We start from the raw sequence: 26,996 nt of genomic DNA, 5'->3' as shown, positions 1-26,996 counted from the left end.
GCAAACTGAAATTTGGGCAAACTATGACATTGGATGTCTACTTTGACAAGTACCTAGCATTCGCTCGCAAATTCAGCTTAACGTTACCAACTGCGTACAGGACCTGTGTCAATATGGATAAAGTTGCTACGCGCATAATAACCGACACCACCCGCGTTCAGGCTTTTGGCTACGTCTCTTAATTCTTTTAGGTTAACGCCATCAATACGGAAATCGATCGCTTTACCCAACATGTGATAACTCTTTTTTGCGACACCATTCGAGTTTGCTCGCAGTGCTTCATTGGTCGCCGGCGAACGGTAACCAGAGATAATTTGAACTTCTTTTTGAATACCTAGAACATTTTGAATCTGAGTGATCTGGTCAAACAAATTCTTGTCCATCGGGTGAATCTCATTGCGGCGGAAGTCACGGCACAATTTGCTTAGGCGAGCCATCTCATCACCAACATAGTTCGTGCCATCGAAATAGCAGGTCTCCAACCTTTCACCAGTGTGAAGATTGTTCATGCTGATCGTTCTAGGCTGATCTGGGTATGAAGCAAAAGCGATAGAAGGTGTGATTGAGGCGACAACAGCAGTACCACCAGCGTAAGTCAAAAACTGACGGCGAGAAAATAAACTTTGAGACATACAGCTAAAAAACCAATTATATCGAACGAAAAATGCACGATACATAATGAAAATTGCTGCGTCAACGTACGAAAAGCACCCAAAACGTTAGTATTTGTAACCTTTGTGCGGTTAGTTATTGATACACATTATAATTTTATCAATAGAAGCTTGGTTGTCATTTTTCGGTCAAGATCACCATTGTTGATTTCGCCGTTTGTTAACCACCCGCTTTATCGTACTGGTAAATATCACCACGGTACTGAATGCCCTCTTCTTCAAACAATACAGTTTGATAGATAATATGCACTGGAATTCTCTTCTTGAGTCGAACCTTGGTATTAGGTGCTAAGTCACCGCCTTGATTAGGAACCTTTCTAACCTTAGTCGCAAATAGCAATTCAGCCAATTGTTCGGCATGTTCGACTCTTATACAACCTGAGCTATAAGCACGAAAGTCATCATTAAACAGGCCTTTACTTGGCGTATCATGCAGATATATCGCACGTTTATTGGGGGTGTTGAATTTATACAAACCCAATGCATTTCGAGAGCCCGCCTGTTGACGCATGCGATATGGGAACGAGTTGAAATTAATGGTTTGCCAATCAATCTCGGTGGTATCGACAGTTTCCATAGAACGCCAACCATCAATCACCTGGAAGTTATGGGTTTCAAGGTAGCTTTCATCGGCTTTCACCTTAGGCAAGATGTCTTTCACCATTATTTTCCATGGCACATTCCAAGTTGGGTTTAAGATCACCGAATCTAGATTTATCTCTAAAAGCGGTGTTTTTCGCGACTTTCTGCCCACGACGACTTTGGACTCAAATACCTCTTCACCATCTTCCCAGTACTTCATATCAAAACTAGGTACATTGACGACGATGAGAGAATCTCTATCTCTTGGCCACAAACGAACGCGCTCTGCATTCAACGCTAATGAATTCAATCGATCATCAAAACTCATGTTGATCCATTTGATCGTGTCAGGCCCTATAATCCCATCAGCTGTCAGGCCATGCATGTGTTGAAAGGACTTAATCGCTTTTTGCAAATCTCGATCGAACACTGGAAGATCAACAGCCACCATTGATGTGTCTACACCCACCAGAGCGATACGTTCTACAAGCGCTACTTTATCTGAAAGATCGTCACCTAAACGTTTCAAACCTTCCTGTCTATATCGCTCGATATTAAGCTCGGATGCAGTTTCTAACACTGAATAGGTCGCCTTGAATTGATCAAAATTCCCAACAGGCGGCGCGTAAGACAGCACCATCTCCAATAAATAATCATTGGCGACGCTGCTCTTTAATCTCATCAAAATATGAGGAGAAGGTGCAGGTAATTTGGAGTGTAGCTTGCCTGAGAAGTACCACTCTTTACCGACCAGTGGCGCATTTTCTACGTAACTCAAGTAATAAATAAAGGTATCGGTCAATAATATGTCCAACTCTTTCCATTGGCGTTGGGCTTGGTATTGACGAATTTGCTTGAGTTGACGCTCAAAGAGCGGTGCCATTTGGGCTTGTTCTAGAAGCGACAATTGGAACTCAAATGCTTTAACAAGTTCAGGAGAGTCCCAAAGAATAGGAAGAGAAGAGTCTTGATAAATACTCTGGGTTAGCTCTGGATAAATGAGCATGAAAGAGAGTTCTGAATCAGCCGGAATAAATCCGCTCTCGTCAGAACTCGTATAGCTCCACGCATGCACAGAGACTAACACCAATAATCCAAAGAAGTACTTCGCTAACATGCTTAACTCCATCACCAACAATCTCATAAGTATGGCAAAGAAATTGGAGTAAGCATGTTATTTTTTAAGGCGTTTTATAAATCAAATTGCACTCCAGTGATTATCCCACTGAATAGATGATTGCTGAATTGATTTTTCATAAGGCTTTCGTTGGCTCACCACACTACCCGCTCCAGAGCTCAATCTAAACTCACCATCAAGCAGCACAGCGCCAGAAGCATCTGATAAAGCAGATAGTTCTACGAGTTCTTTAGTGTCTTTAGACCAAATACCGTAGCAGTTTCCTCTTGGCGAGGTCGCAATAATCCAATCATCTGACGCCGCAATACTCGCGATGTAGTGATTGAACCTTGCCCATTGTTCTGGCTCCGCGTTCAGTGATTCAAATCGTCTACCTTTAGTGTGCATCGCTAAAAGTGAAGGATACTCATCGGGCTCGCCACGATATTGCTGGCCACATAGTACGGTTTCAGCGCCATCATGCGCTAAGTGTCGAATGCTCAGCTTCTTGTCCAGCAATTCAACCTGCTCAAGTAGCACGCCTTCAGGTGAAACATAGCTCAAACTCGGTTGCATCGAATCAAGGTTTTTCGGTGTTCTACCGTCAGTATGAACGCCACCAACACCGATTGCGAGGTTACCGTCAGGCATGATGATGACTTCATGAGGTCCAATGCCAAAACCGGTAAATTCTTCAACTTTACGATACCCTTGCGCAACATCGTAAACGCCAATCACACCTTGGCTGCTGTCAGTTTTACCTTCAGTGGCATACAGTAATTTGCCATCTAATGAATAAATGCCATGACCATAAAAGTGACGATTACGCCCCTTAACGACCATTTTGATTTGTTCACCCTTTTTATAGTCAAACACCATAAAATAATCACCAGGACGACGAGCAAAAACCACCGCATGTGATTGAGTTGGGCAAATAGCGACGCCATGACCACGATCGGGAATCGGCAGCTGACTCAATGGCATCCCATATTCATCAGCCACAACGGCTGAATATTGGCCTCGTCCATTAAGCGCACAACCGATTAATTGAGGCTCATTAGATGAACTCACGACATTAGAGAGACTAGTACACCCAAATGGAAATACAGGAACCGCTGCACAACCTAGTGCAGCCTTAAGTAAACTTCTTCGTGTAGTATCAGTCACCATCGGTAGCATTAAATCCTATTACCACGCCAAGCTCTATCGCCACTTCTTCATGAATCAGGTACTTCAAACGTTCTAGTTTATTGTATTGAGTCAGTACTTCTCGGTAACCTTCTTTGCTCTGTAGCAGAGTAAACAGGCTTGATTCTGTAGGCCAAGTATCTAGCGTTAGCGTGAACTGGGCAGCAACACGATCAGCAAGATCGTTTAAGCCCTTCTCTCTCAATAAACCATCAAGACCATTACCATCTGCGAGGTAAAGCTTCTCAAGCGCAGCAACATTCGCCTTTAGCTGAATCATTGAGGTTTGTGCGCGCCACGACTCAGAGAAATATGGTCGCGGGTGGCCAATCTTAGCCATTGGGCGACTCAGCTTTTTCATGCTGTAATCAAGTTGGTTGGTCAATAAAGCGATGTATTCCGACTCCCAGCGCATCTCGTCCAGTGCTAGCCAAGGGTTAACCTGCCAGGCCTCAGCAATAGAGGTAGACTTCACAGCCAAGTTTTGTGCGATAGCTTGTGAAGATAGACAACCTGAAGCTTTGTCTTGAAGCAGTGGAGATTGCTCATCATACAGAGACCACTCTAAGGCACCAAGTCCTTGAACAGTAACACTCTGCTGTGCGATTTCGTCTTGTGACCAAGCTTTCTCTTGCTGAGTCAGCTGACGCATTTTTAAGCCTGTGGTGTTCTTTTTGTCTGGCCAAAACTGAACATTCCAGCTCTCTTCCAGTGCCGCTATTGGGCCTCTTTCTTGACCTTGCAGTGCCATCCAGCTGTTCATCGTGAGTTGCCACTGATTTTTCAAAGCATCCAGCTCAACATTGTTGGTTTCACAGTAACCTTGCATCAAGACTTCCAGTTCACTGGCTTGCCTAGCGAATAGGACGGCTGAATCAAACTCTTGTTGGTACACGCTACGACTGATGTGAGCGGTCATGTCTGCTTGATAAGAAACACCGTTAACCTCAGATGAAGCCGTTTGCTCACCCGATGATTGGCAGCCTGCCATGATTAATACCGACAAAGGCATTAACAAAAATTTATGTGTCATGCTGTTACCTTACTTCCTAGTTTTTCTTTTAATTATATGAATTCAATAAATATGAAACGACCGCTGAGCTCGTATTACTACAAGTTCAGCGGTAGTATGTTTTTGGCTAACTCGCCGTTGAGGCGCTAAGCTTAAGATTGCCTATAGCGAGTTCAAAAATGCCAGTAGTGCTTCGCGCTCAGTCGCATTCAAAGACAGAACCTTCTGTTTCGCCATCTCTGCTTCACCACCGTGCCAAAGCACCGCTTCCATAACGTTTCTTGCACGACCGTCATGAAGTAAGAAGGTGTGACCATTCACTTCTTTGGTATAACCGAGCCCCCACAATGGTGTTGTACGCCACTCTTGGCCGCTTGCTAAATACTCAGGGCGATGATCCGCTAAGCCTTCACCCATATCGTGCAGCAGCATATCGGTGTATGGACTAATTAACTGATTAGATAACGCAGGCAAACCTTCACGCTCACCCGTACGAATTTCAGATTGGTGGCAACTTTGGCAACCAATATCTTTAAACAGTTTTTTACCTTGAACAACCATAGGGTTCCCAACGTTACGGCGAATAGGTACAGCCAAATGCTGTGAGTAAAACTCAACAAAATCTAGAATGTTATCGCTAACTTCTGGATCCCCCCCATTTGGAAAATCATCACAAGTTGATTGTACTGATGTGCAGTTCTCATTAGGGAACAGGCGGCTCGTTAAGCCCAAATCACCATTGAATGCCGCAGCATTTTGTTGCATCAGATTTGGCTGTCCTGCTTTCCAACCAAAACGACCTAAGGTTATTTCGTTGGTTTGAACATCCAGAACGTAGTTAGCCTTACCCGACACGCCTTGCTTATCAGCTAATTGCTGCTCAGAAAATCCAAGAATCGTTTCTTTTGAAATGCTCTCAAGCAGACCAAGGCCAATCATTGGCGGCGCAACTCGAGCAGAAAATTCAGTTTTAGGATGCATCTCGCCGAAGGCAAGATCCGTAATCTTTAAAGTAGGTTTACGTAGGGTAACGACGGTGCCGTCTTTGAATTCAACAGGAACATCCTTGTAGCTAATGTTTACTTTGCCCTCCGGTTTTACCCCTTGAAGAGCGAAATCTTGCAGCTGGCCGCCGTAGGTCGGTTCAGGAATACCACCATCACGAATAAAGGCTTGTCTTTGCTCTGGTGTTTCAGCGGGAATACTCAAGCGAACTAACATCGAAACCGCGTTCTCATCACCTTTTTCAGGTGCATGACCACGGCCATCTTTGATGTGACAATTTTGACAGCCGTTTGTGTTAAATAGTGGGCCAAGGCCATCTCGTGCATCGGTCGATGACGGAGCGGGTACCCAAGGGTTTCTAAAGAAGCTATTACCTACACTGAAATCTAAGCGTTTACTCATTGGTAAATTGGCAGCAGGAAGAGAAAAAGCATTCGCTCCCTCTTTCTTTACGGTAGTTTTACCACCAGAGTAGGTTTCATGGGCGTGTAATGGAGATAAGAAAAACAGTGCGGTTAATAGTGAGGCTGATAGATACGACTTCATACATTGCCTTGCTGTGTTTTGATTTTAGTTTTTATTAGGGAATAACTTTCTTGAGTAGCAAACAATTAAGGGCTCAATGAGAGCCCCTACATTGGTTCTATACCAATCACAGTAAGTGATCAGAAATAGCGTAGGAAAAAGGCTTGAGAACAAGGCGTGATTTTCTGATAAGTAGTTATTCTACAATCAAAAATTACAACGCCGTTATCGAGCGTTTTAACTAGCTAGGCTGACCAGTTATTTACTACGATTGGTATTAACCTCGAGTTCTTAGAACTCGTGATCAGCCGTGTCTGGGTTTAGGCTATCAATGCCAATAACACCAGCAGCGCGTTCGATTGCAGCGGTTTGAGATACTAGCGCAACAATTGTTTTGTTCACTAATGCGTTACCCGCAGCGTTGTCGGCAGCGATTAGCTGATCGAAATGCTGGTTGTTTTTCTCTGCAGACGTTACTAATTCACCTACTTGTGCACGTGCTAAGTCAAACTGCTTTTGGATCTCTTTCGCAGCTTGCTCATCTTTTTGCTCTACTAGGTCAAACAGGCTTGGACCTGAAAGTAGAGTACCGTCTTCACGCTTGTATAGGCCCGTGTAAACGTTGTAGATGCCTTGCTCGTTGTAGTAGTGAGAGTTGTGAGTGTTATCAGAGAAACAATCGTGCTCGTCTTCAGTAGAGTTAGCTTCTAAAGCCACCTTCATACGCTCACCCGCTAGCTCACCTAGAGATAGTGAGCCCATTCCAAATAGCATTTTACGCAAACCGTTTTCGCTAGATTCAGCAAGAAGTTCTTGACGGTAGTTGCCTTTCTCGCCTTCAGCCCACTGCTTTTCCATCCACTCTAGATCTTGGATAAGGAGTTCAGCTGATGCTTTTAGGTATGCGCCACGACGGTCACAGTTGCCGTTTGTACATTCAGCACCAACAACAAAATCAGTATAAGCACGCTGACCTGCACCGCTGTTTGTGCCGTTCAAATCTTGACCCCAAAGTAGGAATTCAATTGCGTGATAACCAGACGCTACGTTTGCTTCAGAACCACCGATCTCGTTAAGGTCTGCAATTAGCTCAGGAGTGATGTTCGTTGCATCAACGGTAGTCTGACCAATTTGGAAAGTCTTGTTCGCAACGATGTTTGCGCTTGCGCCTTCGTTACCAAGTTCATATTGGTAATCCGAAGATACGTAATCGATCAAACCTTCATCAAGTGGCCATGCGTTTAATTGACCTTCCCAATCATCAACAACAGCGTTACCGAATCGGAATACTTCTGATTGCTGGTAAGGTACGCGAGACTCAAGCCAAGCTTGTTTTACTTGTTCGAAATTGCCAGCAGAAGGAGAAGCTAAGAAGGTATCAATAGAAGAATTCAACGCTTTTGCTGTAATTACTGAATCAGCGAACACCGCATGAGCAATATCTGCGTAGTGTTCTACAACTTGATCTTGAGTTACTGCAGCGAAAGTAGAAGCCGAGGCAAAAATGAGTGACGAAGTTACCGCTTTTGTCACTAAAGATTTAATGGTCATGAAGCATCCTTGTTGAGCTTTAAATTATTATTCGTAGTAATAGTGCAAACCATTATCATTTACACTACGGATTTGAATAATACAAACTTACAATTTTATTGCAAGATAAATACAAAAAAACCTCACATGAGTGAGGTCTTTAAACATTTTTGTGTTAGGCGCAACAAGTCAATGGATTAGATATCCAGGTTGTGCTTACCGTGTGAGACTTTCGCCTTCAGATAGCTTTCGTTACCTGATTTGATATGAGCAGACGTGTTCACTACTTCTTCAATTTCAATACCAAAAGATTTCAATTCATTGATTTTCTTAGGGTTATTGGTCACCAAGCGGATTTTGGTCGTACCTAAAGCACGTAGCATTTCAGCTGCTTCAGTAAAATCGCGTAAGTCATCACCAAAACCTAAGTGGTTGTTGGCTTCGTAGGTGTTCATACCTTCACTTTGAAGGCGGTATGCATCGATTTTGTTGTACAAACCAATACCGCGGCCTTCTTGACGAAGATAAAGAATCACTCCGCCCGTTTCGCCCATAATTCTTATAGTTTCGTCTAGCTGCTCGCCACAGTCACAGCGAGAAGAATGGAATACATCACCAGTAAGACACTCAGAGTGCATACGAACAAGAGGTATGTCTTGTGTCTTATCTGCTGACTTAAATATCACAGCAACATGCTCTTTATCTGTTTTCAACCCATGAAAAGACAGAAGTTCAGCATCAATGCTGCTTGTTACCCCTACTTTGAAATCTATTCTGGCACGTACTTCCGCCATAGCTATACTCACTTGAAAATTCTATGTATTTAACAACACTACGCTATATGTCTAGGCAATATTTTGTAGCGAACTATCTAATGATAGACACTATGAGGCTGTTAACAATCTTTTTCAAGGTCGACCACCCACAAATTGTTATATTATAACAATTATTTTTCAAGCAACAAAAAAACCCATATTGGGATGACCAACATGGGGTTATAAATTTATCTGGTGCGGCTAAGGCGATACTTTTTACAGCACGATCAACTTACTTGGGTTTGCTTCCAGATGACAAGCTGCACCCAAGCATTCTCAAGTTCAGTCAGTTCTTCCTGCGTAAGCGTAGAAATGCTCGATTTAGCACTGTATTTTTTTGCCCATTTGTCAGATCGGACATGAGTATAGAACTCTTTCTTTAAATTTGAGATTACGTTGTCCACAGATACATCCTTATATAACAGTGCTTAGCCTTTATAATCCTTTAATGTTACAAAATACAGGTCAATTCGTAAACAGTAATACATAATTTTTATGAGCTCTTTCTAACGCTTTTTATTGATAAATATATAAATAGAAAAAAAAGAACACTTGGCATCAACCAGAGCAATAAGTTAGAGGTGTTCATTGCTGGTTTATAAAGCACAAATTCACCAAACCTTTCCGTCATATATTGAGTAATTTCATTATTACTATGCCCTGCTTTCACCATATTGAACACAATAAGGCGTAAGTCTTTTGCTATCGGTGAGTTGGATTCAATCAGATTTTGGTTTTGACATTGTGGACAGCGTAACGTTTTCGCCAAGCTGATAGCACGTTGCTGTTGTTCTGGGTTTTCAAACTCAAACAGTTCAACTTGAATACTCGTATCTTTATTACTGGCAGTAAACAACTCTTCAGCCATGGTAGGAAGGCTAATCACTACAAGAGCTGACAGCATAAACAACGTTTGTATTAGAGACTTCATCATCCATTCACACCATCAAAATACATCGCAAGTTCATCTTTCCATACCGTTTCATTAATCACGCCCAATAGCTTTTTAATGATCTGGCCATTGGCATCGACTAGATACGTTTCAGGGGTTCCAATTACGCCCAACTCTAGCGCCAGTTTACCTTGAGGATCACTGATCACTACTGAGTACGGATTGCCGTCGCTCAATAACACATTGATCGCTGTCCCTGAATTATCCCGATAATTTAGCCCAACAATTGGAATGCCTTTCTTTCGCAACTCGGTCAGAAAAGCATGTTCCGTTTTACAAATACCGCACCATGAAGCCCATACATTGACCAGTTGGTAAGGATGCTGTGTGACATCAGCGAGCGTAATTTCCTGCTGACCACTGACGCTTTCACTATTCACTAACGCAGTAGATATGAATTCTGGAAATGCCCTTTTTTGCTCTGAAACGCTGGTCGTTTGTTGCTTACTGTCAAGCGCAAAGACAAATCCCAACACCACTATTAATGCCAAGACAATGAGAGTAATTAGCTTGTTACGAACGCTGGTATGCATACTGTGCAGCCTTATCAGTTTTCTTTTTACGATGAGTCAATGAGAGTAAAGCGCCGATAATGGAGAACAACCCGCCAAACCAGATCCAGCGCGCATACGCCTTGTATTGAACACGAAATGCATAGGCTGCTGAGTCTATTTTCTCGCCCATGGTGATATACACATCGCCATGCCAGAACCATTTCATTGCGGGCTCGCTCATGTTCATCACTCGAACTTGGTAATGTCTTCTTTCAGGTGTAATGGAAAAACTTTGCTCGCCAGTTTCTAGCTTAAGTATCGCCTTCTCTGCGGTAAAATTTGAGGCGACATAAAGCTCAGTATCCCGATGAGAAAGCGTCCAACCCATGAACTCTACTTGTGTACCTGGGCTTAGTTTATAGCTGCGCTCAAACGAGTGGTAACTGTTCATTGCAGCGCCTATAGCCAAGACCGCAATACCAACATGAGCAAATGTCATCACCCAGACTTTGCGTTGGAACTTGGAACTGCGCGTTACCGCTAAGCCATAAACATGAGTAAGTAAAACCCAAAATGCGAGTGACCATGTCATCAAAACCATCACTTGTCGTTGGACTTGTTCCACTTGCCATGAATAACAAACGTAACCCAATGCCAACGACAACACAGCTAACAATAAAATAACACCTTTGGTTGCTTGAGGTTTAACGCTCAACAATGGGGCTAAACCAATCACACCAAGTGCGAGCAAAGCCAAAGGCGCAATCAGTAGGTTAAAGTAAGGCGCACCTACCGATATGTTCCCTAACCCAAGCAGTTCAAAGATCATTGGATAAAACGTACCAAACACCACAACTGTCGTTGCCAAAACAAAAATGAGCACGGCGACTAAACTCAAAAAGCTCTTACTGGCGAAACTCGTAATCGGACTTGATTCAAAAGACTCCTCTCTGATGATAAGCAGAGAAAATGAACTCACCAGCACCAGCACTAATATAAGTAGTAGTGCGATACCTTTGGTTGGGTCAACTGCAAAAGCGTGTACCGATGTAAGTACGCCAGAACGAACAATAAACGTGCCTAAGATACTCAAGCAAAATGTAATGAAAGCAAGGCTAAGAGACCACTTAAGAAGCTGTTGCTTACCCTTGGCAACGCCTAGACTATGCAGTAAAGCTGTCGAAGTAAGCCATGGCAGCAAGCTGGCATTCTCAACCGGATCCCAGAACCACCAGCCGCCCCAGCCTAATTCGTAATACGCCCACCAAGAGCCAAGAATGATCCCTGCAGTTAAAAAGATCCACGCAACAAGACACCCACTTCGGCAATGGACAACCCAATCAAATTCTATTGGATCAACCAGCAAAGCAGCAACTGCAAATGCCAGCACCACAGAAAAGCCGACATAGCCAAGGTAAAGCAATGGCGGGTGAAAAATCAGACCGACATCTTGCAACATTGGGTTAAGGTCACGCCCTTCTAGCGGCAAGATCGAATTCATTTCAAACGGATTTGATGCGAATAACGTGAACCAAGCAAATATCGCGAGCAGTAGGTTCATCACCCACAGCACTCGGCTTTGGTATTCATTCGAATAGTGTTTTTGTAAGGCGATCACGCCAGACCAGACGCTGATCGTCAGTACCCAAAACAACAAGGAACCTTCATGTCCTGCCCATACGGCCGCAAGCTTAAAAAATGAGGGTAATTGGGTATTTGAATGTTCAGCGACATAGAGAATAGAGAAGTCATCACTGACAAAGGCATAGCCAAGCAATGCGACAGAAGTGAGAGAAAAAAATGCACTTGAAAGAGAGAAACTGCGGATTAAGCCTAGATTTTGCGCCCGTTTATTTAGCATTTGATAAAACGAATGCACGCCAATAAGGCTACTGAGCACAGCAACCAACACTAAACTAAACAGCCCCAAAGAACCGACCATATCACCTCAATAAGACTCTACCGGAGCAGAGCCAAGTTAAACCGTTATTCGCTTTTATTGACCAACTAGCTCCTGTTACTCAACTAGCTTCTGTTGCTCAACGAAACGGTATCTAGTGAGCAGATGTCAATTGTCCAACATCCACTCACTAACAAACTTAAGCGAGCGTTAATTGCCCTGCGTAAAGAACAAAAGTTCGCAGCATTAATACGCCCATTAGACTTAGCGAAGTCACGGAGAAAATATACACCGAGCTATGGCGAATTGAAGTTGGTGTCACTGCATTCAACAACAATGGTAAAACCATGCCAACACCGATGACGCCGTACCAGAACCAGCTCGCCCAGAATCCACTGCCGATTGCGTTCCACACTGCTTGCTCACTTTGACCACCAGCGAAGATCAGCCCAGTAAAGAAAGTAATAAGAACAAACAACTCAAACATCACGACCGGGCGTTCGAATCCGTGGATCCATGAAATACTCGGGCTATGAGGTGATTCTTTAAAGACCAACACACCAAATAAAATACACGCCGCCGCACCCGAAGATAAACTCGAGAACAAGAACAAGATCGGCAGTACTGGGTTATTCAATAGTGGGAAAGTATTTAAAGCTGACAGCAAGAAGCCCGTATAAGCAGCAAGCATCAATGCGAGAACCGCTAGGAATATTTCCAAAGCATTCTCAACCACCTCTAATTTGCCAATCCAGTTACCGACAAAATCGAGTCGTCCTTTTAACCATGCTTGATCATTCAAAAACACGACTATTTGATCTCTAAATATAATGCCGATCCAAAGGAATAGGATCACCATATATACTTGGAATAAGATCACACCCATCGACATCACAGACGTTGGATTATAGAAGATCATGATCTTCCAAAAGGATAACGGTTTTGTCAGGTGGAAAACCAAGATAAGCAGACCTGAAATGATCCCAAATGGCGCAAGAAAAGCCGTGGCCTTTAGCACACCATTATGAGCAGGATCGCCTTCAATGACCTTACGTTTTAGGTAAATGGAGATCATTACGGCACCCGCCGACATCCCCGCGAGAAATAGATAGATTGCTATAATCCAGTCCCATACCACCGTACCAGACTGAAAAGCTGCGTCCCATGCACTCATAATCAAATCTCCCCTTTTTGGTATGGCACTTTATAGAGTTTTGGTTGAGTGCCTAGATAGGCTTTATCTCTGTAAACCACCTCGGATTGAAGTACTCGGTTTATCTCACTCTTAGGGTCATTCAAATCACCGAATGTCAGCGCTTTGGTTGGGCAAGATTCGACACAAGCCGGCAACTTCCCTTGTGCTAAATTAGTGTCTCGACAGAAGTTACACTTATCTGCGGACTTGTTTTCTGGATGGAAAAAGCGCACTTGGTATGGGCAAGCCAATAGACAATAACCACAACCGACGCACTTCTCTTGATGCACATCGACAATGCCCGTTTTTTCATCTTTGTAGGCCGCGCCTGTTGGGCAAACCATCACACAAGGTGCGTTATCACAATGCTGGCAAGAGTTACGAGTAAAACGGTAATCAACATTGGGATATTCGCCTTGGGGCTCACTCTTAATAATTTCTAAGCGCGATACACCTTCAGGTACTTTGTTTACTTCACGACATGCTTCGGTACAGGCGGTACAACCAATACAAGCGGTTTCGTCATGAATCATTCCATAACGTTTAGTGCCATCTTCTTGAACATTAGCTAGCGTCTTGCGACTTGTTACCGCCGCAGTTCCCGCTACACCTGTGGTAAAAATAACGGCACCCGCGCCTGCTAAAAAGTTTCTTCTTGAGCAACTCATAGATTACTCCTCTTCTTTCTTCTGGTTGAAGTCTGAATGGCAATCCACACACAGCTTGATGGTTTGCTTCTTATCTAAGCCCAACACCTTTGCTTCAGTCGCATGAACATCATGGCAGTTTGAACACGTTAAGTTTTGCGCGTGAACATCGTGAGTCCAACTCGCTTCGCGGAGATCATCAGGTTGGTGACAATCGATACATTGGCTATTGGCATCTAGGATTAATTTAGGGTCTAAGAAAACCTTCTCGGTTCCAGGTTGTGATTGAGCCTCACGATACTTCACCACTTTAGGTGCACCTTCACGGTGATCGGGGCTAATAGAACTATGACAGTCGGTACAATTTACTTCGCGGCCAAGCAAAGCGTGTGCACTTTCACCATGTGAACCCAATACCGTTTCTTTTGAATCTTTATGGCATTGAACACACTTGTAGTCTTTGTCGCGGATTAATTCGACTTCATGTCTTGTTGATTCTCCTACTGGCGTAACAGCAGGCTCAGCAACAGCATGAATGGAATAACCATAGAGGCAGAATGCTAGAAGGGATTTAAGCATTATGACTATGGCCAATTTAATATTGCCCATTTTATCCTTTCCTTATACCGGCATTATTTAACTCTCAACTAAATAATATTCCGGTTAAACAAAAGTACCCTTAAACGATATTATTACCGCTTAAATGATATCAATTCTTATTTTGGATAAGCCACAACGCTTTCTATTGTTAGAATATACCTCTAATTGGGTAACATGAAATTTCGACAGGTTAATTTGTGAACGCAATCACCCTATTTACATCATGGTCAATTTAGGTAATTGCTTGTTATATATGATAATAATTCTCAGTTAAATTCTAATCAATCTAACTTTAAATACCACTTTAGGGTTATATAAACTTCAGCGTGATTAAGGTCACTGTCATAAATTGATCTGGGACAATCTATATCCAACACGTAACAAAATGTGTTCAGTTATGAATTAATATAAACAGGAATTCTCCAGTTCTTAATTTGAATAGCAAACTCACAACGCTTGGTATAAAAATCAGTATATTGGAGATATCACTGTGAAAAAGCATTGGATACGTAATTCGGTCACAGCACTATTAATGGTTAGCGCATCACTAGCAAGCGCGACCAGTTTTGCTGCGCCTGAACAAAACGAAATTGGCGATCCTCGTAACGATCAGTTCGAGCAAAATCACCCAGATCAATATCATTCATGGAGACAGACGTCAGAAAGCGAAACCATTGAAGACGCACTAAAAGAAGATCCGAACATGGTTATCATGTGGGCTGGCTACGGCTTTGCAAAAGATTACAACAAGGCTCGTGGTCACTTTTATGCGATTGACGATGTACGACAAACACTTCGTACTGGCGGACCGACGGACGAAAATTCTGGCCCTATGCCAATGGCGTGTTGGAGCTGTAAGAGCCCAGATGTAGCGCGTGTTATCGAAGAGCGTGGCGAAGATGGTTACTTCGAGGGTAAATGGGCGCGTCTTGGTAACGAGATCATTAACCCTATTGGATGTTCAGACTGTCACGATACCCAAAGCGAAGGCTTCAAAAATGGTGAGCCAGCACTGAAGGTCACTCGTCCTTATGTTGAACGTGCATTTGAAGCAATTGGTAAAAAGTTTGATGAGCAAAGCCGTTTAGACCAACAAGCTTCAGTTTGTGCCCAATGTCATGTGGAATACTACTTCACCGGGCCAACCAAAGGCGTGAAATTCCCTTGGGACCAAGGTACAACCGTCGGCGATATGGAACGTTACTATGATGCGATCAACTTTAAAGATTGGACTCATAAAGTATCGAAAGCACCCATGTTGAAAGCACAGCACCCTGGTTTCGAAACATGGCGTGAAGGTATCCACGGCAAAAATAAAGTCGTCTGTGCAGACTGTCATATGCCGAAAGTGACCAAAGAAGATGGCACTGTTTATACCGACCATAAAGTGGGTAACCCATTCGACCGCTTCGAAGATACGTGTGCAAACTGTCACACTCAATCGAAAGAAACCATGCGTAACATCGTTTCAAGCCGTAAAGCACAAGTTCTGAACATGAAGCTGACTGCTGAGAAGCAAATCGTAGCCGCTCACTTTGAAGCAGGTGCGGCATGGGAAGCCGGTGCGACAGAGCAAGAGATGGAGCCTATCCTACTGGATATCCGTCACGCTCAATGGCGTTGGGACTACGCTATTGCGTCTCACGGTATTCATATGCACGCACCTGAAATCGCTCTAGAAGTACTAGGTACTGCCGTTGATCGCGCAGCGGATGCTCGAACTAAAATTGTTCGTCTACTGGCGAAGAAAGGCATCACCGATCCAATCGAAATTCCAGATATCTCGACCAAAGAAGCGGCTCAAAAAGCGCTTGGAATGGACATGGATAAGATGAACGCAGAGAAACAGCACTTCTTAGACACGGTTGTTCCTAAATGGGAAGAGCAAGCTGAAAAGCGTGAAGCCAACTACGAATACTAGTTTCTTCAAATAGACCGTTAGGTAAAAACCAGTCACACTATTGTTGTGTGGCTGGTTTTTTGTTTTAAATATTCAGTGTTGGGTTTGAAGCATTCAAATCAATACGTACTTTCCAATGACCGTTTGCTAATTCAAGGAGTCAAAAATGAAGACCTTATTTTCGCTTTTAGCATTATGCATTACACTACTCAGTTCAGGCGTTAACGCATCAGAGCGCGCAGAGACAGGGTGGGAGTTGATAGAGAAAGGTGCATTAGTCATTGATGTAAGAACACCTGCAGAGTTCGAACAAGGGCATCTAGACAACGCCATCAACTACCCTCTTTCAGAAGTAGCGACTCACTTTGCTAATATTGAGAAAGACCAACCGATCGTTTTGTATTGCCGCAGTGGTAATCGCTCAGGGCAAGCGTATCAGTTCTTGCGTGATCAAGGATTTACTCAAATCCATAACGCAGGTGGTTTAACTGAAATGATCGAAAGCCAATAGATACGGAAAATAATGATTTTAGAAATTAATCACTTTAGAGTCGAATTACTTCAAAGGTAAATAGTTTCAAAATTTATTCAGGAACAACAAGCTTATTGACCAAGCCTAGCGGATCATCTCTTTGGCTTGGTTGATCGAATGAATAATCGAAACACGATCAATGCCCTTTTGATTGGAATCGAGGATTTGAGTCCACGCATCGATCGCTTGTTGATAGCGCATACTAATGAAGTGATCGGTCGCAATCAACATTAAGGCGGTACGATCGTTTGGATCAAGCTGCATCGACTGATTTAATAGCCTCTTGACCTCATCACTCATCGCCTGGGAGCTAAGGTAATAAAGTGCAGTAGCTTTAGCAGCATAAATACCAGAAGGTACTTGAGGATCTAATCGAATCGCATAATCGTAGCAAGTGAATGCCGCATCAAACTCCCCTTTTTGCATGTACACACCACCAAGCTTAAACCACAAATCGGATTGATTTGGGTCTTGATCAAGGCTCTGCTGAAGCTCATCTTGGAAATCTGTTGCCGTGTAGCTATCGCTATCATTTAAAGGAAATTGAGGTAACTCTTGTTTAAGCTGAAACCAGACAAGCACACTCAAAACCACAGCGATAAGCGAAATCATCGCATTGCCTTTTAAATGACGGCCATTTTTGCTCGCGGCAATAACAAACGCGATAAAAAACAGACTCATTAATAGTAAAGCAACCAACAACCAGATATCCATTCCACATCCTTTTATTTAGCTTTATCTCCTACTCTATCGCTTTCGTTCTGCCTCGTTATTGATCAAAGTTTAGCGTTCGAGATTTAGTGCTCAAACTTTTGCATAAAAGCGACAGGTTAAGGTCTGCTCTAAGACCTAAACGAAGTGATAAGAAAAATGAAATGACAGGTAATAAAAAACCGAGCACTTAGGCTCGGTTTTTTCATTGGTACTCTTAATTACTTAGTGTAATCGAGATTACTCAGTATCTTGCTCGCTATCACTCTCAGAGTCAGAAGCATCGGATGCTTGCTCTTCATTTGATTCAGAAACGACCTTTCCTTCTGCATTAACTGTTTCTGCGTTTACTGCGTCAGCATTTGCTTCTTCAGTTTCTTCGCCTTCAACAATCTCAGCTTCTTCTACTTCGTCGATACGTTGTAGACCTACAACATTCTCATCTTCAGCAGTACGGATCAGTGTTACACCTTGAGTGTTACGACCAACTTGGCTGACTTCCGCCACGCGAGTACGTACTAGTGTACCTGCGTCGGTGATCATCATCATTTCATCGCCTTCTTCAACCTGAACAGCACCAACTACTGGGCCATTACGATCAGAGACTTTGATAGATACTACACCTTGCGTTGCACGGCCTTTCGTTGGGTATTCAGCCAACTCAGTACGCTTACCGTAACCGTTTTGAGTCACAGTTAGGATATCGCCTTCATTTGAAGGAACAATCAGTGAAACCACTTGATCGTCTTCTGGAAGCTTCATACCACGAACACCAGATGCAGTACGACCCATTGGACGTACTTTGTCCTCGTTAAAGCGAACAACTTTGCCCGATTTAGAGAACAGCATGATGTCGCTATTACCATCAGTAATATCAACGCCAATCAGTGAATCATCGTCACGTAGGTTAACTGCGATTAGGCCGTTAGCACGTACGTTTGCGAATTGATCCAGTGATGTCTTCTTAACTGTACCGTCGCCTGTTGCCATGAAGATGAATTTCTCGTTAGAGAACTCAGAGACAGGCAGGATAGCCGTAATACGCTCACCTTCTTCTAGAGGAAGAATGTTAACGATAGGCTTACCACGAGCGGTGCGGCTTGCTTGAGGCAGTTGGTAAACTTTCAGGCGGTACGTCTTACCACGAGTAGAGAAACATAAGATGTTATCGTGAGTATTAGCAACAAGCAGACGCTCAATGTAATCCTCATCTTTCATCTTAGTTGCACTCTTACCTTTACCACCACGACGCTGAGCTTCGTAGTCGCTTAGAATTTGGTACTTAACATAACCTGCGTTAGAAAGCGTTACTACAACGTCTTCTTGAGCAATCAGCTCTTCCATGTCGATGTCATGAACCGCTGCTGTGATTTCTGTACGACGAGCGTCGCCATAGATTTCACGTACCGCTTCAAGTTCTTCACGGATAACTTCCATCAAACGCTCAGTGCTTGCAAGAATGTGCATTAGCTCAGCGATTTCTTCTAGAAGCGCTTTGTACTCGTCTAGAATCTTCTCATGTTCAAGGCCAGTTAAGCGATGAAGACGAAGCTCTAGAATAGCTTGTGCTTGTGTTTCCGTTAGGAAGTATTGGCCATCGCGGATGCCGTATTGGTCTTCCAACCAATCAGGACGAGCCGCATCAGTACCTGCACGTTCAAGCATTGCTGCAACGTTACCAAGTTCCCAACCGCGAGCTACTAAACCAGCTTTTGCTTCAGCAGGCGTTGGAGCGTTACGGATAAGCTCGATGATTTCGTCAATGTTAGCAAGTGCTAGAGACAATGCTTCAAGGATGTGTGCACGGTCGCGCGCTTTCTTCAGTTCAAAGATAGTACGACGAGTCACAACTTCGCGACGGTGGTCTACGAAGCACTTAAGCATGTCTTTGATGTTGAACAACTGTGGTTGACCATTGTTCAGCGCAACCATGTTGATACCGAAAGTTGTTTGCAGTTGAGTTTGTGAGTAAAGGTTGTTCAATACAACTTCACCGACAGCGTCACGCTTACATTCAATAACAATACGCATACCATCTTTATCAGATTCGTCACGTAGAGCACTGATGCCTTCAACTTTCTTATCTTTAACCAGTTCAGCAATCTTCTCGATCAGGCGAGCTTTGTTTACTTGGTAAGGAATCTCAGTAACGATAATGGTTTCTTTACCATTTTTCTCTACTTCAATATTCGCTTTTGAACGCATGTAAACTTTACCGCGGCCAGTTTTATAAGCATCTACGATGCCTTTACGACCACTGATAAGTGCTGCTGTCGGGAAGTCAGGACCAGGGATATAGTCCATTAGCTCATCAATAGTAATATCTTCATTATTGATAAATGCTAAACAGCCATCAACAACTTCACCAAGGTTATGTGGTGGGATGTTGGTAGCCATACCTACTGCGATACCAGAAGCACCGTTTACCAATAGGTTAGGAATTTTTGTAGGAAGTACTGCTGGAATTTGTTCTGTACCATCGTAGTTCGGTACGTAGTCCACAGTTTCCTTATCAAGGTCAGCCAGGAGCTCGTGAGCAATTTTCGCCATACGAACTTCGGTATAACGCATTGCAGCCGCGGAGTCGCCATCGATAGAACCAAAGTTACCTTGGCCATCAACTAGCATGTAACGCAGTGAGAACGGTTGAGCCATACGAACAATAGTATCGTATACAGCACTATCACCATGCGGGTGGTATTTACCGATTACATCACCTACTACACGAGCAGACTTTTTATATGGTTTGTTCCAATCATTACCCAGTACATTCATCGCGAACAAAACGCGGCGGTGTACAGGTTTTAGGCCATCACGCACATCTGGAAGGGCACGACCAACGATGACGGACATCGCGTAGTCTAGGTATGAACCTCTAAGCTCATCTTCAATATTTACGGGCGTGATCTCTTTCGCTAGATCGCTCATAGAGCCATTTTCCCTCTATAGTCAGATCGTATTTTTGAATACGTATAAGACCGAAAAATATAACACAAATTTACCTACGGAGGCATCACTTTCCCTCTCCTTTTACCATCTTGTGACCCTTGTAGCCAATCAATTGATGAGAAATTGCACCTCCGCATCATATCTCGCTGAAACATGGTCACTTTACACCCAATAAGTTCGCAAAATTGTAGATCTTCTGGTCAAGGCGAAAAGGCAAGTTATAATGCCTGCAATTTCATGGATGCCGTATTTAACTTGGAAATGCCGATTATGACTAAATCACAGAATGTAGACCCAGCAGAAATCAAGAAATTTGAAGACATGGCGTCACGCTGGTGGGATCTAGAAGGCGAATTTAAGCCTCTACATCAAATCAACCCACTACGCCTAAACTACGTGCTAGAAAAAACTGAAGGTTTGTTTGGTAAGAAAGTGCTCGATGTTGGTTGCGGTGGTGGCATTTTAGCGGAAAGTATGGCAATCGAAGGTGCTGTAGTGACAGGGCTAGACATGGGCAAAGAACCACTTGAAGTGGCACGCTTGCACGCACTAGAAACTGGCACCAAGCTCGATTACATCCAAAGTACCATTGAAGACCACGCAGAAGAGAATCCACAAACTTACGACGTGGTCACTTGCATGGAAATGCTAGAGCACGTGCCTGATCCACAATCAGTGATCACCGCATGTTCAAAATTGGTCAAACCGGATGGCCACGTTTTCTTCTCTACGTTGAACCGCAATTTTAAATCTTACTTGTTTGCGATTGTTGGTGCAGAGAAGCTACTAAAGATAGTTCCTGAAGGCACTCACGAGCATGACAAGTTCATTCGCCCAGCTGAACTTATCAAGATGATTGATAATACATCTCTACAAGAACTCGGCATCACTGGGCTGCACTATAATCCACTGACAGACACTTACCGATTAGGTCGCAGTGTTGAAGTCAATTACATCGTGCATACGCAAAATTTCGCTTAAAAAATATCAGCTATCCTACCGTAAAATTTTTTCTAAAAAAGACTAATGAAAAAGGTTGCAATTAACATAAGTTTGCGACTTTTTTCAGTCTAAATTTCGTGCGCTAGCTTCCATTTTGACCACCTAGATTTAAATTTAATCGCCTAAAATCCATCGCCCATTTTGCTCAAAGATCAAGGGATTTTTTTTTATAGGCGTGCAAAAATAAAGCATCATTAAAAGCCGACTTTTATACAATCAAGTCTCATCTATCTTCATCAGTTAGTGGTCACTTACAGTTTTTTTTCAATCCACCACTTATCCACAAGCAACCCAATTTCTTTACCTTGAAAAAGTTCGGTTGTAGCACTATCTTGTAACCCAACAAACAAATGACCCCTATATGTTGTGTTTGAACTACAATATATGGGTAGACCAAGATCACAAAGCCGACACGTAATTTACAAAAATTACACAGAAATACACAAAAACACGGCCTTGTTCAGTTTTGTTAGGGAAATTAAGCAGAATGAACCAACAACTTACTGTTACCAAGCGTAACGGGCGCAAAGAAACCATCGATCTAGAGAAGATCCACCGCGTGATCACATGGGCAGCTGAAGGCTTGCACAATGTTTCTGTATCACAAGTAGAATTGAAAGCTCACATTCAGTTTTACGACGGCATCACCACGACTGACATTCATGAAACTATCATCAAGTCAGCAGCGGATTTAATCTCTGAAGAGACTCCTGATTACCAATATCTAGCAGCACGTCTGTCAGTATTCCACCTACGTAAAAAAGCGTATGGCGAATACGAGCCACCTGCGCTTTATGACCACGTTTCAAAACTGGTCGATATGGGTAAATATGACAGCCACCTAATGCAAGATTACACGAAAGCTGAGTTTGAAGAGCTAGACCAGTACATCGACCATAAGCGTGACTTAGACTTCTCTTACGCGGCAGTTAAGCAGCTTGAAGGTAAATACTTCGTGCAAAACCGTGTAACAAAAGAAATCTACGAGAGTGCTCAGTTTCTTTACATCCTAGTGGCTGCGTGTCTATTCGCTAAATACCCTAAATCGACTCGTCTTGACTACATCAAACGTTTTTACGACGCATCTTCTACGTTTAAGATTTCTCTACCTACACCGATCATGTCTGGTGTACGTACGCCTACGCGTCAATTCAGCTCTTGTGTACTGATCGAATGTGGTGACAGCCTTGATTCAATCAACGCAACAGCAAGCTCAATTGTTCGTTACGTATCTCAACGTGCTGGTATTGGTATCAACGCAGGTCGTATCCGTGCGCTGGGTTCTGAAATCCGTAATGGTGAAGCGTTCCACACTGGCTGTATCCCTTTCTACAAATACTTCCAAACAGCAGTAAAATGTTGTTCACAAGGTGGTGTTCGTGGCGGTGCGGCAACGGTATTCTACCCACTATGGCATGGTGAAGTTCAGTCTCTATTAGTACTGAAAAACAACCGCGGCGTTGAAGAGAACCGTGTTCGTCACATGGACTACGGCGTACAGCTGAACAAACTCATGTACTCTCGTCTTGTTCAAGGTGGCAACATCAGCCTGTTCTCACCTTCTGACGTACCTGGCCTTTACGATGCGTTCTTCGAAAACCAAGACCGTTTTGAAGAACTATATGTTAAGTACGAAAACGATCCTTCAGTTAAGCGTGAAACGGTTAAAGCCGTTGAGCTGTTCTCTCTGCTAATGCAAGAGCGAGCTTCTACTGGTCGTATCTACATTCAGAACGTTGACCACTGTAATACACACAGCCCGTTTGATTCTGAAGTGGCTCCTGTTCGTCAGTCGAACCTATGTCTAGAAATCGCGCTACCAACTAAGCCACTTTCTAACGTAGAAGATGACGAAGGTGAAATTGCACTATGTACGCTTTCAGCGTTTAACCTAGGCGCAATCAACGAGCTAGACGACCTTGCTGAGCTTTCTGAACTGGTTGTTCGTGCACTTGATGCATTGCTTGATTACCAAGACTACCCACTTCCAGCAGCACGCAAGTCGACAATGAACCGTCGTACTCTAGGTGTGGGTGTCATCAACTACGCATACTACCTAGCGAAAAACGGCGTGAAGTACTCTGATGGCAGCGCAAACAGTCTGACTCACCGTACTTTTGAAGCAATTCAATACCACTTGTTAAAAGCGTCTGTTGAACTGGCGAAAGAACAAGGCCGTTGCCCATCTTTCCACGAGACCAACTACGCGAAAGGCCTACTGCCAATCGATACTTACAAGAAAGATATCGACTTAGTATGTGAAGAGCCACTGCACTACGATTGGGACACGCTACGCGAAGAGATCATGGAGCACGGTCTGCGTAACTCTACGCTAACAGCGCTTATGCCTTCTGAGACTTCGTCTCAAATCTCGAACGCAACTAACGGTATCGAGCCACCACGTGGTTACGTATCAGTGAAAGCATCGAAAGACGGCATCCTTAAGCAAGTGGTTCCTGACTTCTTAAATCTTAAAGAGAACTACGAGCTACTTTGGAACATTGGTTCGAACGATGGTTACCTGCACCTAGTGGGTATCATGCAAAAATTCGTTGACCAAGCTATCTCTGCAAACACTAACTATGATCCAAGTGTTTACGACAGCGGTAAAGTACCAATGAAGAAGCTGCTTCAAGACCTACTTACAGCGTACAAGTACGGTGTTAAGACGCTTTACTACCATAACACTCGTGATGGTGCTAAAGACGACCAAGGCGATGCAGTTCAAGTGCCGGAAGAAGATTGTGAAGGCGGCGGTTGTAAGATCTAAACCGCAATAAACATTAAGACCCCAGAGAAGAGTTATCTTCTCTGGGTTTAAAGCATTAACAGGGCCCGTTTTATTACGGGTCTTTAAAGGATTTGAGGCATTTATGGCTTACAGTACTTTTTCTCAGCAAAAAAATGACCAACTAAAAGAACCAATGTTCTTGGGTCAGTCGGTAAACGTTGCACGTTACGACCAACAAAAATTCGAAATCTTCGAAAAGTTGATCGAGAAGCAGCTTTCTTTCTTCTGGCGTCCAGAAGAAGTAGACGTATCTAGCGACCGTATCGACTACAACAAGCTTCCTGAGCATGAAAAGCACATTTTCATCTCTAACTTGAAGTACCAAACGCTTCTAGATTCTATCCAAGGCCGCAGCCCTAACGTTGCCCTACTTCCACTGGTATCTCTACCAGAAGTTGAAACTTGGATTGAGACTTGGTCTTTCTCTGAAACGATTCACTCTCGTTCTTACACACATATCATCCGTAACATCGTCAATGATCCAGGTGTAGTATTCGACGACATCGTTGAAAACGAAGAGATCCTGAAGCGTGCGAAAGACATCGCGTTTTACTACGATGATTTAATCAAGCTGACGGCTGACTACCACCGCTACGGCGAAGGCAACCACAACATTAACGGCGAAGACGTTAAGATTTCACTTCACGACCTGAAGAAGAAGCTTTACGTATGTCTAATGTCTGTAAACGCACTAGAAGCGATTCGTTTCTACGTGAGTTTTGCATGTTCATTCGCATTCGCTGAACGTGAGCTAATGGAAGGTAACGCGAAGATCATCAAGCTAATCGCTCGTGATGAAGCTCTTCACCTTACTGGTACACAGCACATGATTAACTTACTGCGTAATGGCCAAGATGACTTCGAATTCATGCAAATCGCTGAAGAGTGTAAGCAAGAGTGTTTCGACCTATTCAAAGAAGCAGCAGAGCAAGAAAAAGAGTGGGCAGAATACCTATTCAAAGATGGCTCTATGATTGGTCTGAACAAAGACATTCTTTGCCAATACGTTGAGTACATCACTAACATCCGTATGCAAGCGGTTGGTTTAGGTACTGCTTACCCAGAAGCAACGTCGAACCCAATCCCATGGATCAACGCATGGTTATCTTCAGATAACGTACAAGTTGCTCCACAAGAAGCTGAAATCAGTTCTTACCTAGTTGGTCAGATCGACAACGAAGTAAAAGCTGACGACTTTGAAGGATTCGAGCTGTAATGCCAACAATCAAAATCAACAAGCTGACTTCGATTGAATCTAACCCTTCAAACACTCTATTGGAAACAATGGAACAAGCTGGGTTAGAGCCAGAATACAACTGCCGAGATGGGCATTGTGGCGCTTGTCGTTGCACGTTGGATTCTGGGGAAGTCGAGTACGTTGGTTTTGCTATGGCTTACACGCAAGGTAATGAAATATTACCTTGTATCTGTAAAGCAAAGACTGAGCTATCGCTGAGTAACGTTATTCACAGAAACAAGCAAAAACGCGCATAAGCCAACTGGCTTTAGGTCGCTTTGTTCGAATATCGTCAATAAGAATTAAAAAGGGTCCGCTTCCTTTAGGAGTGCGGACCTTTTTCTGTTTATGTCTTTAGGTATCTGAAACAACTCGTCTATCACTCAACCAAAATCTTCCTGTTCGCTTGTGTCATACAAAACCAAACGTTTATTGCTGAGTCAGGTTAAGAGTCACAGAGCCAATATAACAAGCGCTTCGGCACTCTCCACAGCCGTTACACTTATCTTTGTCCACTGTAGGCAACTCTCCTACTTCAATGTGTATCACACCTGCTGAACACGCAGTTTGGCATGCTGAACAGTCCATTTGCATGTAATTATTGCAGCTATCAGCAAAGCTCGGCTTGAGGTCGATATAAGGCGTAACCGTTGGATGAAGTGCGCCAGTTAGGCACACTTCAGTGCATTTGTTACACATAGAACAACTGTTGTAATCCAAATTCAACAGCGCACTACCCTCTAGCGTCTCAATCACGCTATTCGGACACGCTTGCTCACACAGTCCACAACTGTCGCAAAGACGCTCAAACAGCACCTCATCGACAGCCCTAGGTGGTCTAGCATGTAAGCGCTGTGATTTCTCTTCATAACTTGCAGCAGCTTTAACTGGCTTAGAGAGTCGAGTTAAGAAACCACGCCTATTCGAATTTATTTGCTCAGACATTAGTCGATATATAACTTTTTAGTGGCAACGTTTAAATTATATTCAGATGTTAATTGATTAAGCCAATTTATTACATCACTTGATAGCTTCTTATAAAATGATAAATCTGATGCTGTATTTAATTTATCTAAATAAGTAGAAGACCAAGGTAATAAGTGACACTCAAGCAATTCACGAGCTGAATTAATATTATTATTTTCTAACAAATACGCATGAGCGAATAACATTAAACCAAATTGATCTTCTGGCTCTCTTAAACCTGTATCCAATTCAATTTGGTTTAATTCTAGAAACTGTCGATATTCCACAGTTGATGCACCAAACACCACACGGTCTTTATCTAGGTACACAGACCCCCAAGGCGGAGCTGGCATGTCTCCCACACCTTCGAACAAGCGGCTGAACTCTGCTGCGAGCGCATCTTCATCTTCACTTCTCAATGCCTGCAAGCATTCTTCAGAGAGCACTTCGCTCTCAACCAAAGCTTCAACAATGGTGACCAACTGTTCTTTACTTGTCGCTTGATAAAATAGCGAACTCAATAATTTATGCGTATCGATAATCATTATTATTTATACCGTTATAGGTTTAAAGATAATTATATAAATAAGACGATTTAATTCTTTGATCTATTTTATACATTCGATTCATAAGATTTAAATTTCGCTCTTATTTGATGCCAATCAATCAACAATC

The 26,996-nt window shown here is 43.2% G+C and carries 24 protein-coding genes; 6 read left to right on the top strand and 18 right to left on the bottom strand.

Features of this window, described 5'->3' with window-relative positions; all coding sequences use genetic code 11:
- Positions 1 to 83: 83 nt before the first annotated feature.
- The 14 genes from L8S15_RS12750 to nrfB form a co-directional block, all read right to left on the bottom strand.
- Entirely contained in the window at positions 84 to 632 is a 549-nt protein-coding gene (locus L8S15_RS12750; RefSeq protein WP_010438161.1) for a YcbK family protein, read from the bottom strand.
- Positions 633 to 831: 199 nt separating this feature from the next.
- On the bottom strand, positions 832 to 2,370 hold the full coding sequence (locus tag L8S15_RS12745; protein ID WP_016783886.1) for a L,D-transpeptidase family protein: 1,539 nt from the start codon (positions 2,368 to 2,370) through the stop codon (positions 832 to 834).
- A gap of 81 nt (positions 2,371 to 2,451) precedes the next feature.
- The gene (locus tag L8S15_RS12740; RefSeq protein WP_102397332.1) at positions 2,452 to 3,540 is read right to left on the bottom strand and encodes a DUF1513 domain-containing protein; all 1,089 of its coding nucleotides are present in this window, start codon (positions 3,538 to 3,540) and stop codon (positions 2,452 to 2,454) included.
- Positions 3,530 to 4,591 carry an imelysin family protein gene (locus L8S15_RS12735; protein ID WP_010438154.1) on the bottom strand — a complete coding sequence of 354 codons (1,062 nt, stop codon included), beginning with the start codon at positions 4,589 to 4,591 and terminating at the stop codon, positions 3,530 to 3,532. Before L8S15_RS12735 ends, L8S15_RS12740 begins: the two co-directional genes overlap by 11 nt.
- 141 nt (positions 4,592 to 4,732) lie before the next feature.
- Complete coding sequence (locus tag L8S15_RS12730) at positions 4,733 to 6,121, bottom strand: di-heme oxidoredictase family protein (RefSeq protein WP_016788536.1); 1,389 nt, start codon at positions 6,119 to 6,121, stop codon at positions 4,733 to 4,735.
- A 270-nt stretch (positions 6,122 to 6,391) separates the two neighbouring features.
- Positions 6,392 to 7,651: an imelysin family protein gene (locus L8S15_RS12725; protein WP_016769290.1), complete on the bottom strand. Its 1,260-nt coding sequence runs from the start codon at positions 7,649 to 7,651 to the stop codon at positions 6,392 to 6,394.
- Positions 7,652 to 7,827: 176 nt separating this feature from the next.
- Positions 7,828 to 8,424: a GTP cyclohydrolase II gene (gene ribA, locus L8S15_RS12720; protein WP_009848836.1), complete on the bottom strand. Its 597-nt coding sequence runs from the start codon at positions 8,422 to 8,424 to the stop codon at positions 7,828 to 7,830.
- 248 nt (positions 8,425 to 8,672) lie between these two features.
- Positions 8,673 to 8,849: a hypothetical protein gene (locus L8S15_RS12715; protein ID WP_010438149.1), complete on the bottom strand. Its 177-nt coding sequence runs from the start codon at positions 8,847 to 8,849 to the stop codon at positions 8,673 to 8,675.
- 89 nt (positions 8,850 to 8,938) lie between these two features.
- Positions 8,939 to 9,379 (bottom strand): heme lyase NrfEFG subunit NrfF, encoded by a 441-nt coding sequence (nrfF, locus tag L8S15_RS12710; protein WP_016788537.1) that lies wholly within the window; start codon positions 9,377 to 9,379, stop codon positions 8,939 to 8,941.
- Positions 9,376 to 9,930, bottom strand: coding sequence for a DsbE family thiol:disulfide interchange protein (locus L8S15_RS12705; protein WP_010438146.1), 555 nt, complete (start codon positions 9,928 to 9,930; stop codon positions 9,376 to 9,378). The genes nrfF and L8S15_RS12705 overlap by 4 nt, the downstream gene beginning before the upstream one ends.
- Positions 9,911 to 11,833: a heme lyase CcmF/NrfE family subunit gene (locus L8S15_RS12700; RefSeq protein WP_016790981.1), complete on the bottom strand. Its 1,923-nt coding sequence runs from the start codon at positions 11,831 to 11,833 to the stop codon at positions 9,911 to 9,913. Before L8S15_RS12700 ends, L8S15_RS12705 begins: the two co-directional genes overlap by 20 nt.
- 157 nt (positions 11,834 to 11,990) lie before the next feature.
- Positions 11,991 to 12,965, bottom strand: a complete 975-nt coding sequence (nrfD, locus tag L8S15_RS12695; protein ID WP_102392673.1) for a cytochrome c nitrite reductase subunit NrfD — start codon at positions 12,963 to 12,965, stop codon at positions 11,991 to 11,993.
- Positions 12,966 to 12,967: 2 nt separating this feature from the next.
- The gene (gene nrfC / locus L8S15_RS12690) at positions 12,968 to 13,654 is read right to left on the bottom strand and encodes a cytochrome c nitrite reductase Fe-S protein (protein WP_280573381.1); all 687 of its coding nucleotides are present in this window, start codon (positions 13,652 to 13,654) and stop codon (positions 12,968 to 12,970) included.
- Between the two features lie 3 nt (positions 13,655 to 13,657).
- On the bottom strand, positions 13,658 to 14,242 hold the full coding sequence (gene nrfB, locus L8S15_RS12685) for a cytochrome c nitrite reductase pentaheme subunit (protein WP_010438133.1): 585 nt from the start codon (positions 14,240 to 14,242) through the stop codon (positions 13,658 to 13,660).
- 481 nt (positions 14,243 to 14,723) lie between these two features.
- Here nrfB and nrfA point away from each other — a divergent pair, with 481 nt between their 5' ends.
- Positions 14,724 to 16,154, top strand: coding sequence for an ammonia-forming nitrite reductase cytochrome c552 subunit (gene nrfA / locus L8S15_RS12680; protein ID WP_280573378.1), 1,431 nt, complete (start codon positions 14,724 to 14,726; stop codon positions 16,152 to 16,154).
- A 145-nt stretch (positions 16,155 to 16,299) separates the two neighbouring features.
- Entirely contained in the window at positions 16,300 to 16,644 is a 345-nt protein-coding gene (locus L8S15_RS12675; protein ID WP_010438127.1) for a rhodanese-like domain-containing protein, read from the top strand.
- A 105-nt stretch (positions 16,645 to 16,749) separates the two neighbouring features.
- Here L8S15_RS12675 and L8S15_RS12670 read toward each other — a convergent pair whose 3' ends face one another.
- A complete protein-coding gene (locus L8S15_RS12670; protein WP_280573377.1) occupies positions 16,750 to 17,379 on the bottom strand; it encodes a tetratricopeptide repeat protein in 630 nt (209 codons plus the stop codon).
- Positions 17,380 to 17,616: 237 nt separating this feature from the next.
- A complete protein-coding gene (gene gyrA / locus L8S15_RS12665) occupies positions 17,617 to 20,304 on the bottom strand; it encodes a DNA gyrase subunit A (RefSeq protein WP_010438123.1) in 2,688 nt (895 codons plus the stop codon).
- Positions 20,305 to 20,562: 258 nt separating this feature from the next.
- Here gyrA and ubiG point away from each other — a divergent pair, with 258 nt between their 5' ends.
- The 4 genes from ubiG to yfaE all read left to right on the top strand — a co-directional run bounded on the left by ubiG (position 20,563) and on the right by yfaE (position 25,612).
- Positions 20,563 to 21,306 (top strand): bifunctional 2-polyprenyl-6-hydroxyphenol methylase/3-demethylubiquinol 3-O-methyltransferase UbiG, encoded by a 744-nt coding sequence (gene ubiG / locus L8S15_RS12660; protein WP_016769292.1) that lies wholly within the window; start codon positions 20,563 to 20,565, stop codon positions 21,304 to 21,306.
- A 508-nt stretch (positions 21,307 to 21,814) separates the two neighbouring features.
- Complete coding sequence (gene nrdA / locus L8S15_RS12655) at positions 21,815 to 24,097, top strand: class 1a ribonucleoside-diphosphate reductase subunit alpha (RefSeq protein WP_016769293.1); 2,283 nt, start codon at positions 21,815 to 21,817, stop codon at positions 24,095 to 24,097.
- A 103-nt stretch (positions 24,098 to 24,200) separates the two neighbouring features.
- Entirely contained in the window at positions 24,201 to 25,334 is a 1,134-nt protein-coding gene (nrdB, locus tag L8S15_RS12650; protein WP_004733365.1) for a class Ia ribonucleoside-diphosphate reductase subunit beta, read from the top strand.
- Complete coding sequence (gene yfaE / locus L8S15_RS12645) at positions 25,334 to 25,612, top strand: class I ribonucleotide reductase maintenance protein YfaE (protein ID WP_010438115.1); 279 nt, start codon at positions 25,334 to 25,336, stop codon at positions 25,610 to 25,612. Before nrdB ends, yfaE begins: the two co-directional genes overlap by 1 nt.
- A 172-nt stretch (positions 25,613 to 25,784) precedes the next feature.
- Here the strand turns inward: yfaE and napF are convergent, their stop codons facing one another.
- Entirely contained in the window at positions 25,785 to 26,300 is a 516-nt protein-coding gene (gene napF, locus L8S15_RS12640) for a ferredoxin-type protein NapF (protein ID WP_010438113.1), read from the bottom strand.
- Positions 26,300 to 26,866 carry a molecular chaperone gene (locus L8S15_RS12635; RefSeq protein WP_280573371.1) on the bottom strand — a complete coding sequence of 189 codons (567 nt, stop codon included), beginning with the start codon at positions 26,864 to 26,866 and terminating at the stop codon, positions 26,300 to 26,302. The genes napF and L8S15_RS12635 overlap by 1 nt, the downstream gene beginning before the upstream one ends.
- Between the last annotated feature and the right edge of the window lie 130 nt (positions 26,867 to 26,996).

Origin of the sequence: Vibrio sp. S/42/10 (assembly GCF_029890535.1) — a bacterium.
GTDB classification, from domain to species: Bacteria; Pseudomonadota; Gammaproteobacteria; order Enterobacterales; family Vibrionaceae; genus Vibrio; species Vibrio cyclitrophicus.
This window is presented reverse-complemented; position numbering and strand designations above follow the sequence as displayed.

Coding starts and splice junctions, on each gene's coding strand:
- L8S15_RS12750 (WP_010438161.1), bottom strand. CDS start 632: ATGTCTCAAAGTTTATTTTCTCGCCGTCAGTTTTTGACTTACGCTGGT.
- L8S15_RS12745 (WP_016783886.1), bottom strand. CDS start 2,370: ATGTTAGCGAAGTACTTCTTTGGATTATTGGTGTTAGTCTCTGTGCAT.
- L8S15_RS12740 (WP_102397332.1), bottom strand. CDS start 3,540: ATGGTGACTGATACTACACGAAGAAGTTTACTTAAGGCTGCACTAGGT.
- L8S15_RS12735 (WP_010438154.1), bottom strand. CDS start 4,591: ATGACACATAAATTTTTGTTAATGCCTTTGTCGGTATTAATCATGGCA.
- L8S15_RS12730 (WP_016788536.1), bottom strand. CDS start 6,121: ATGAAGTCGTATCTATCAGCCTCACTATTAACCGCACTGTTTTTCTTA.
- L8S15_RS12725 (WP_016769290.1), bottom strand. CDS start 7,651: ATGACCATTAAATCTTTAGTGACAAAAGCGGTAACTTCGTCACTCATT.
- ribA (WP_009848836.1), bottom strand. CDS start 8,424: ATGGCGGAAGTACGTGCCAGAATAGATTTCAAAGTAGGGGTAACAAGC.
- nrfF (WP_016788537.1), bottom strand. CDS start 9,379: ATGATGAAGTCTCTAATACAAACGTTGTTTATGCTGTCAGCTCTTGTA.
- L8S15_RS12705 (WP_010438146.1), bottom strand. CDS start 9,930: ATGCATACCAGCGTTCGTAACAAGCTAATTACTCTCATTGTCTTGGCA.
- L8S15_RS12700 (WP_016790981.1), bottom strand. CDS start 11,833: ATGGTCGGTTCTTTGGGGCTGTTTAGTTTAGTGTTGGTTGCTGTGCTC.
- nrfD (WP_102392673.1), bottom strand. CDS start 12,965: ATGAGTGCATGGGACGCAGCTTTTCAGTCTGGTACGGTGGTATGGGAC.
- nrfC (WP_280573381.1), bottom strand. CDS start 13,654: ATGAGTTGCTCAAGAAGAAACTTTTTAGCAGGCGCGGGTGCCGTTATT.
- nrfB (WP_010438133.1), bottom strand. CDS start 14,242: ATGGGCAATATTAAATTGGCCATAGTCATAATGCTTAAATCCCTTCTA.
- L8S15_RS12675 (WP_010438127.1), top strand. CDS start 16,300: ATGAAGACCTTATTTTCGCTTTTAGCATTATGCATTACACTACTCAGT.
- L8S15_RS12670 (WP_280573377.1), bottom strand. CDS start 17,379: ATGGATATCTGGTTGTTGGTTGCTTTACTATTAATGAGTCTGTTTTTT.
- gyrA (WP_010438123.1), bottom strand. CDS start 20,304: ATGAGCGATCTAGCGAAAGAGATCACGCCCGTAAATATTGAAGATGAG.
- ubiG (WP_016769292.1), top strand. CDS start 20,563: ATGGATGCCGTATTTAACTTGGAAATGCCGATTATGACTAAATCACAG.
- nrdA (WP_016769293.1), top strand. CDS start 21,815: ATGAACCAACAACTTACTGTTACCAAGCGTAACGGGCGCAAAGAAACC.
- nrdB (WP_004733365.1), top strand. CDS start 24,201: ATGGCTTACAGTACTTTTTCTCAGCAAAAAAATGACCAACTAAAAGAA.
- yfaE (WP_010438115.1), top strand. CDS start 25,334: ATGCCAACAATCAAAATCAACAAGCTGACTTCGATTGAATCTAACCCT.
- napF (WP_010438113.1), bottom strand. CDS start 26,300: ATGTCTGAGCAAATAAATTCGAATAGGCGTGGTTTCTTAACTCGACTC.
- L8S15_RS12635 (WP_280573371.1), bottom strand. CDS start 26,866: ATGATTATCGATACGCATAAATTATTGAGTTCGCTATTTTATCAAGCG.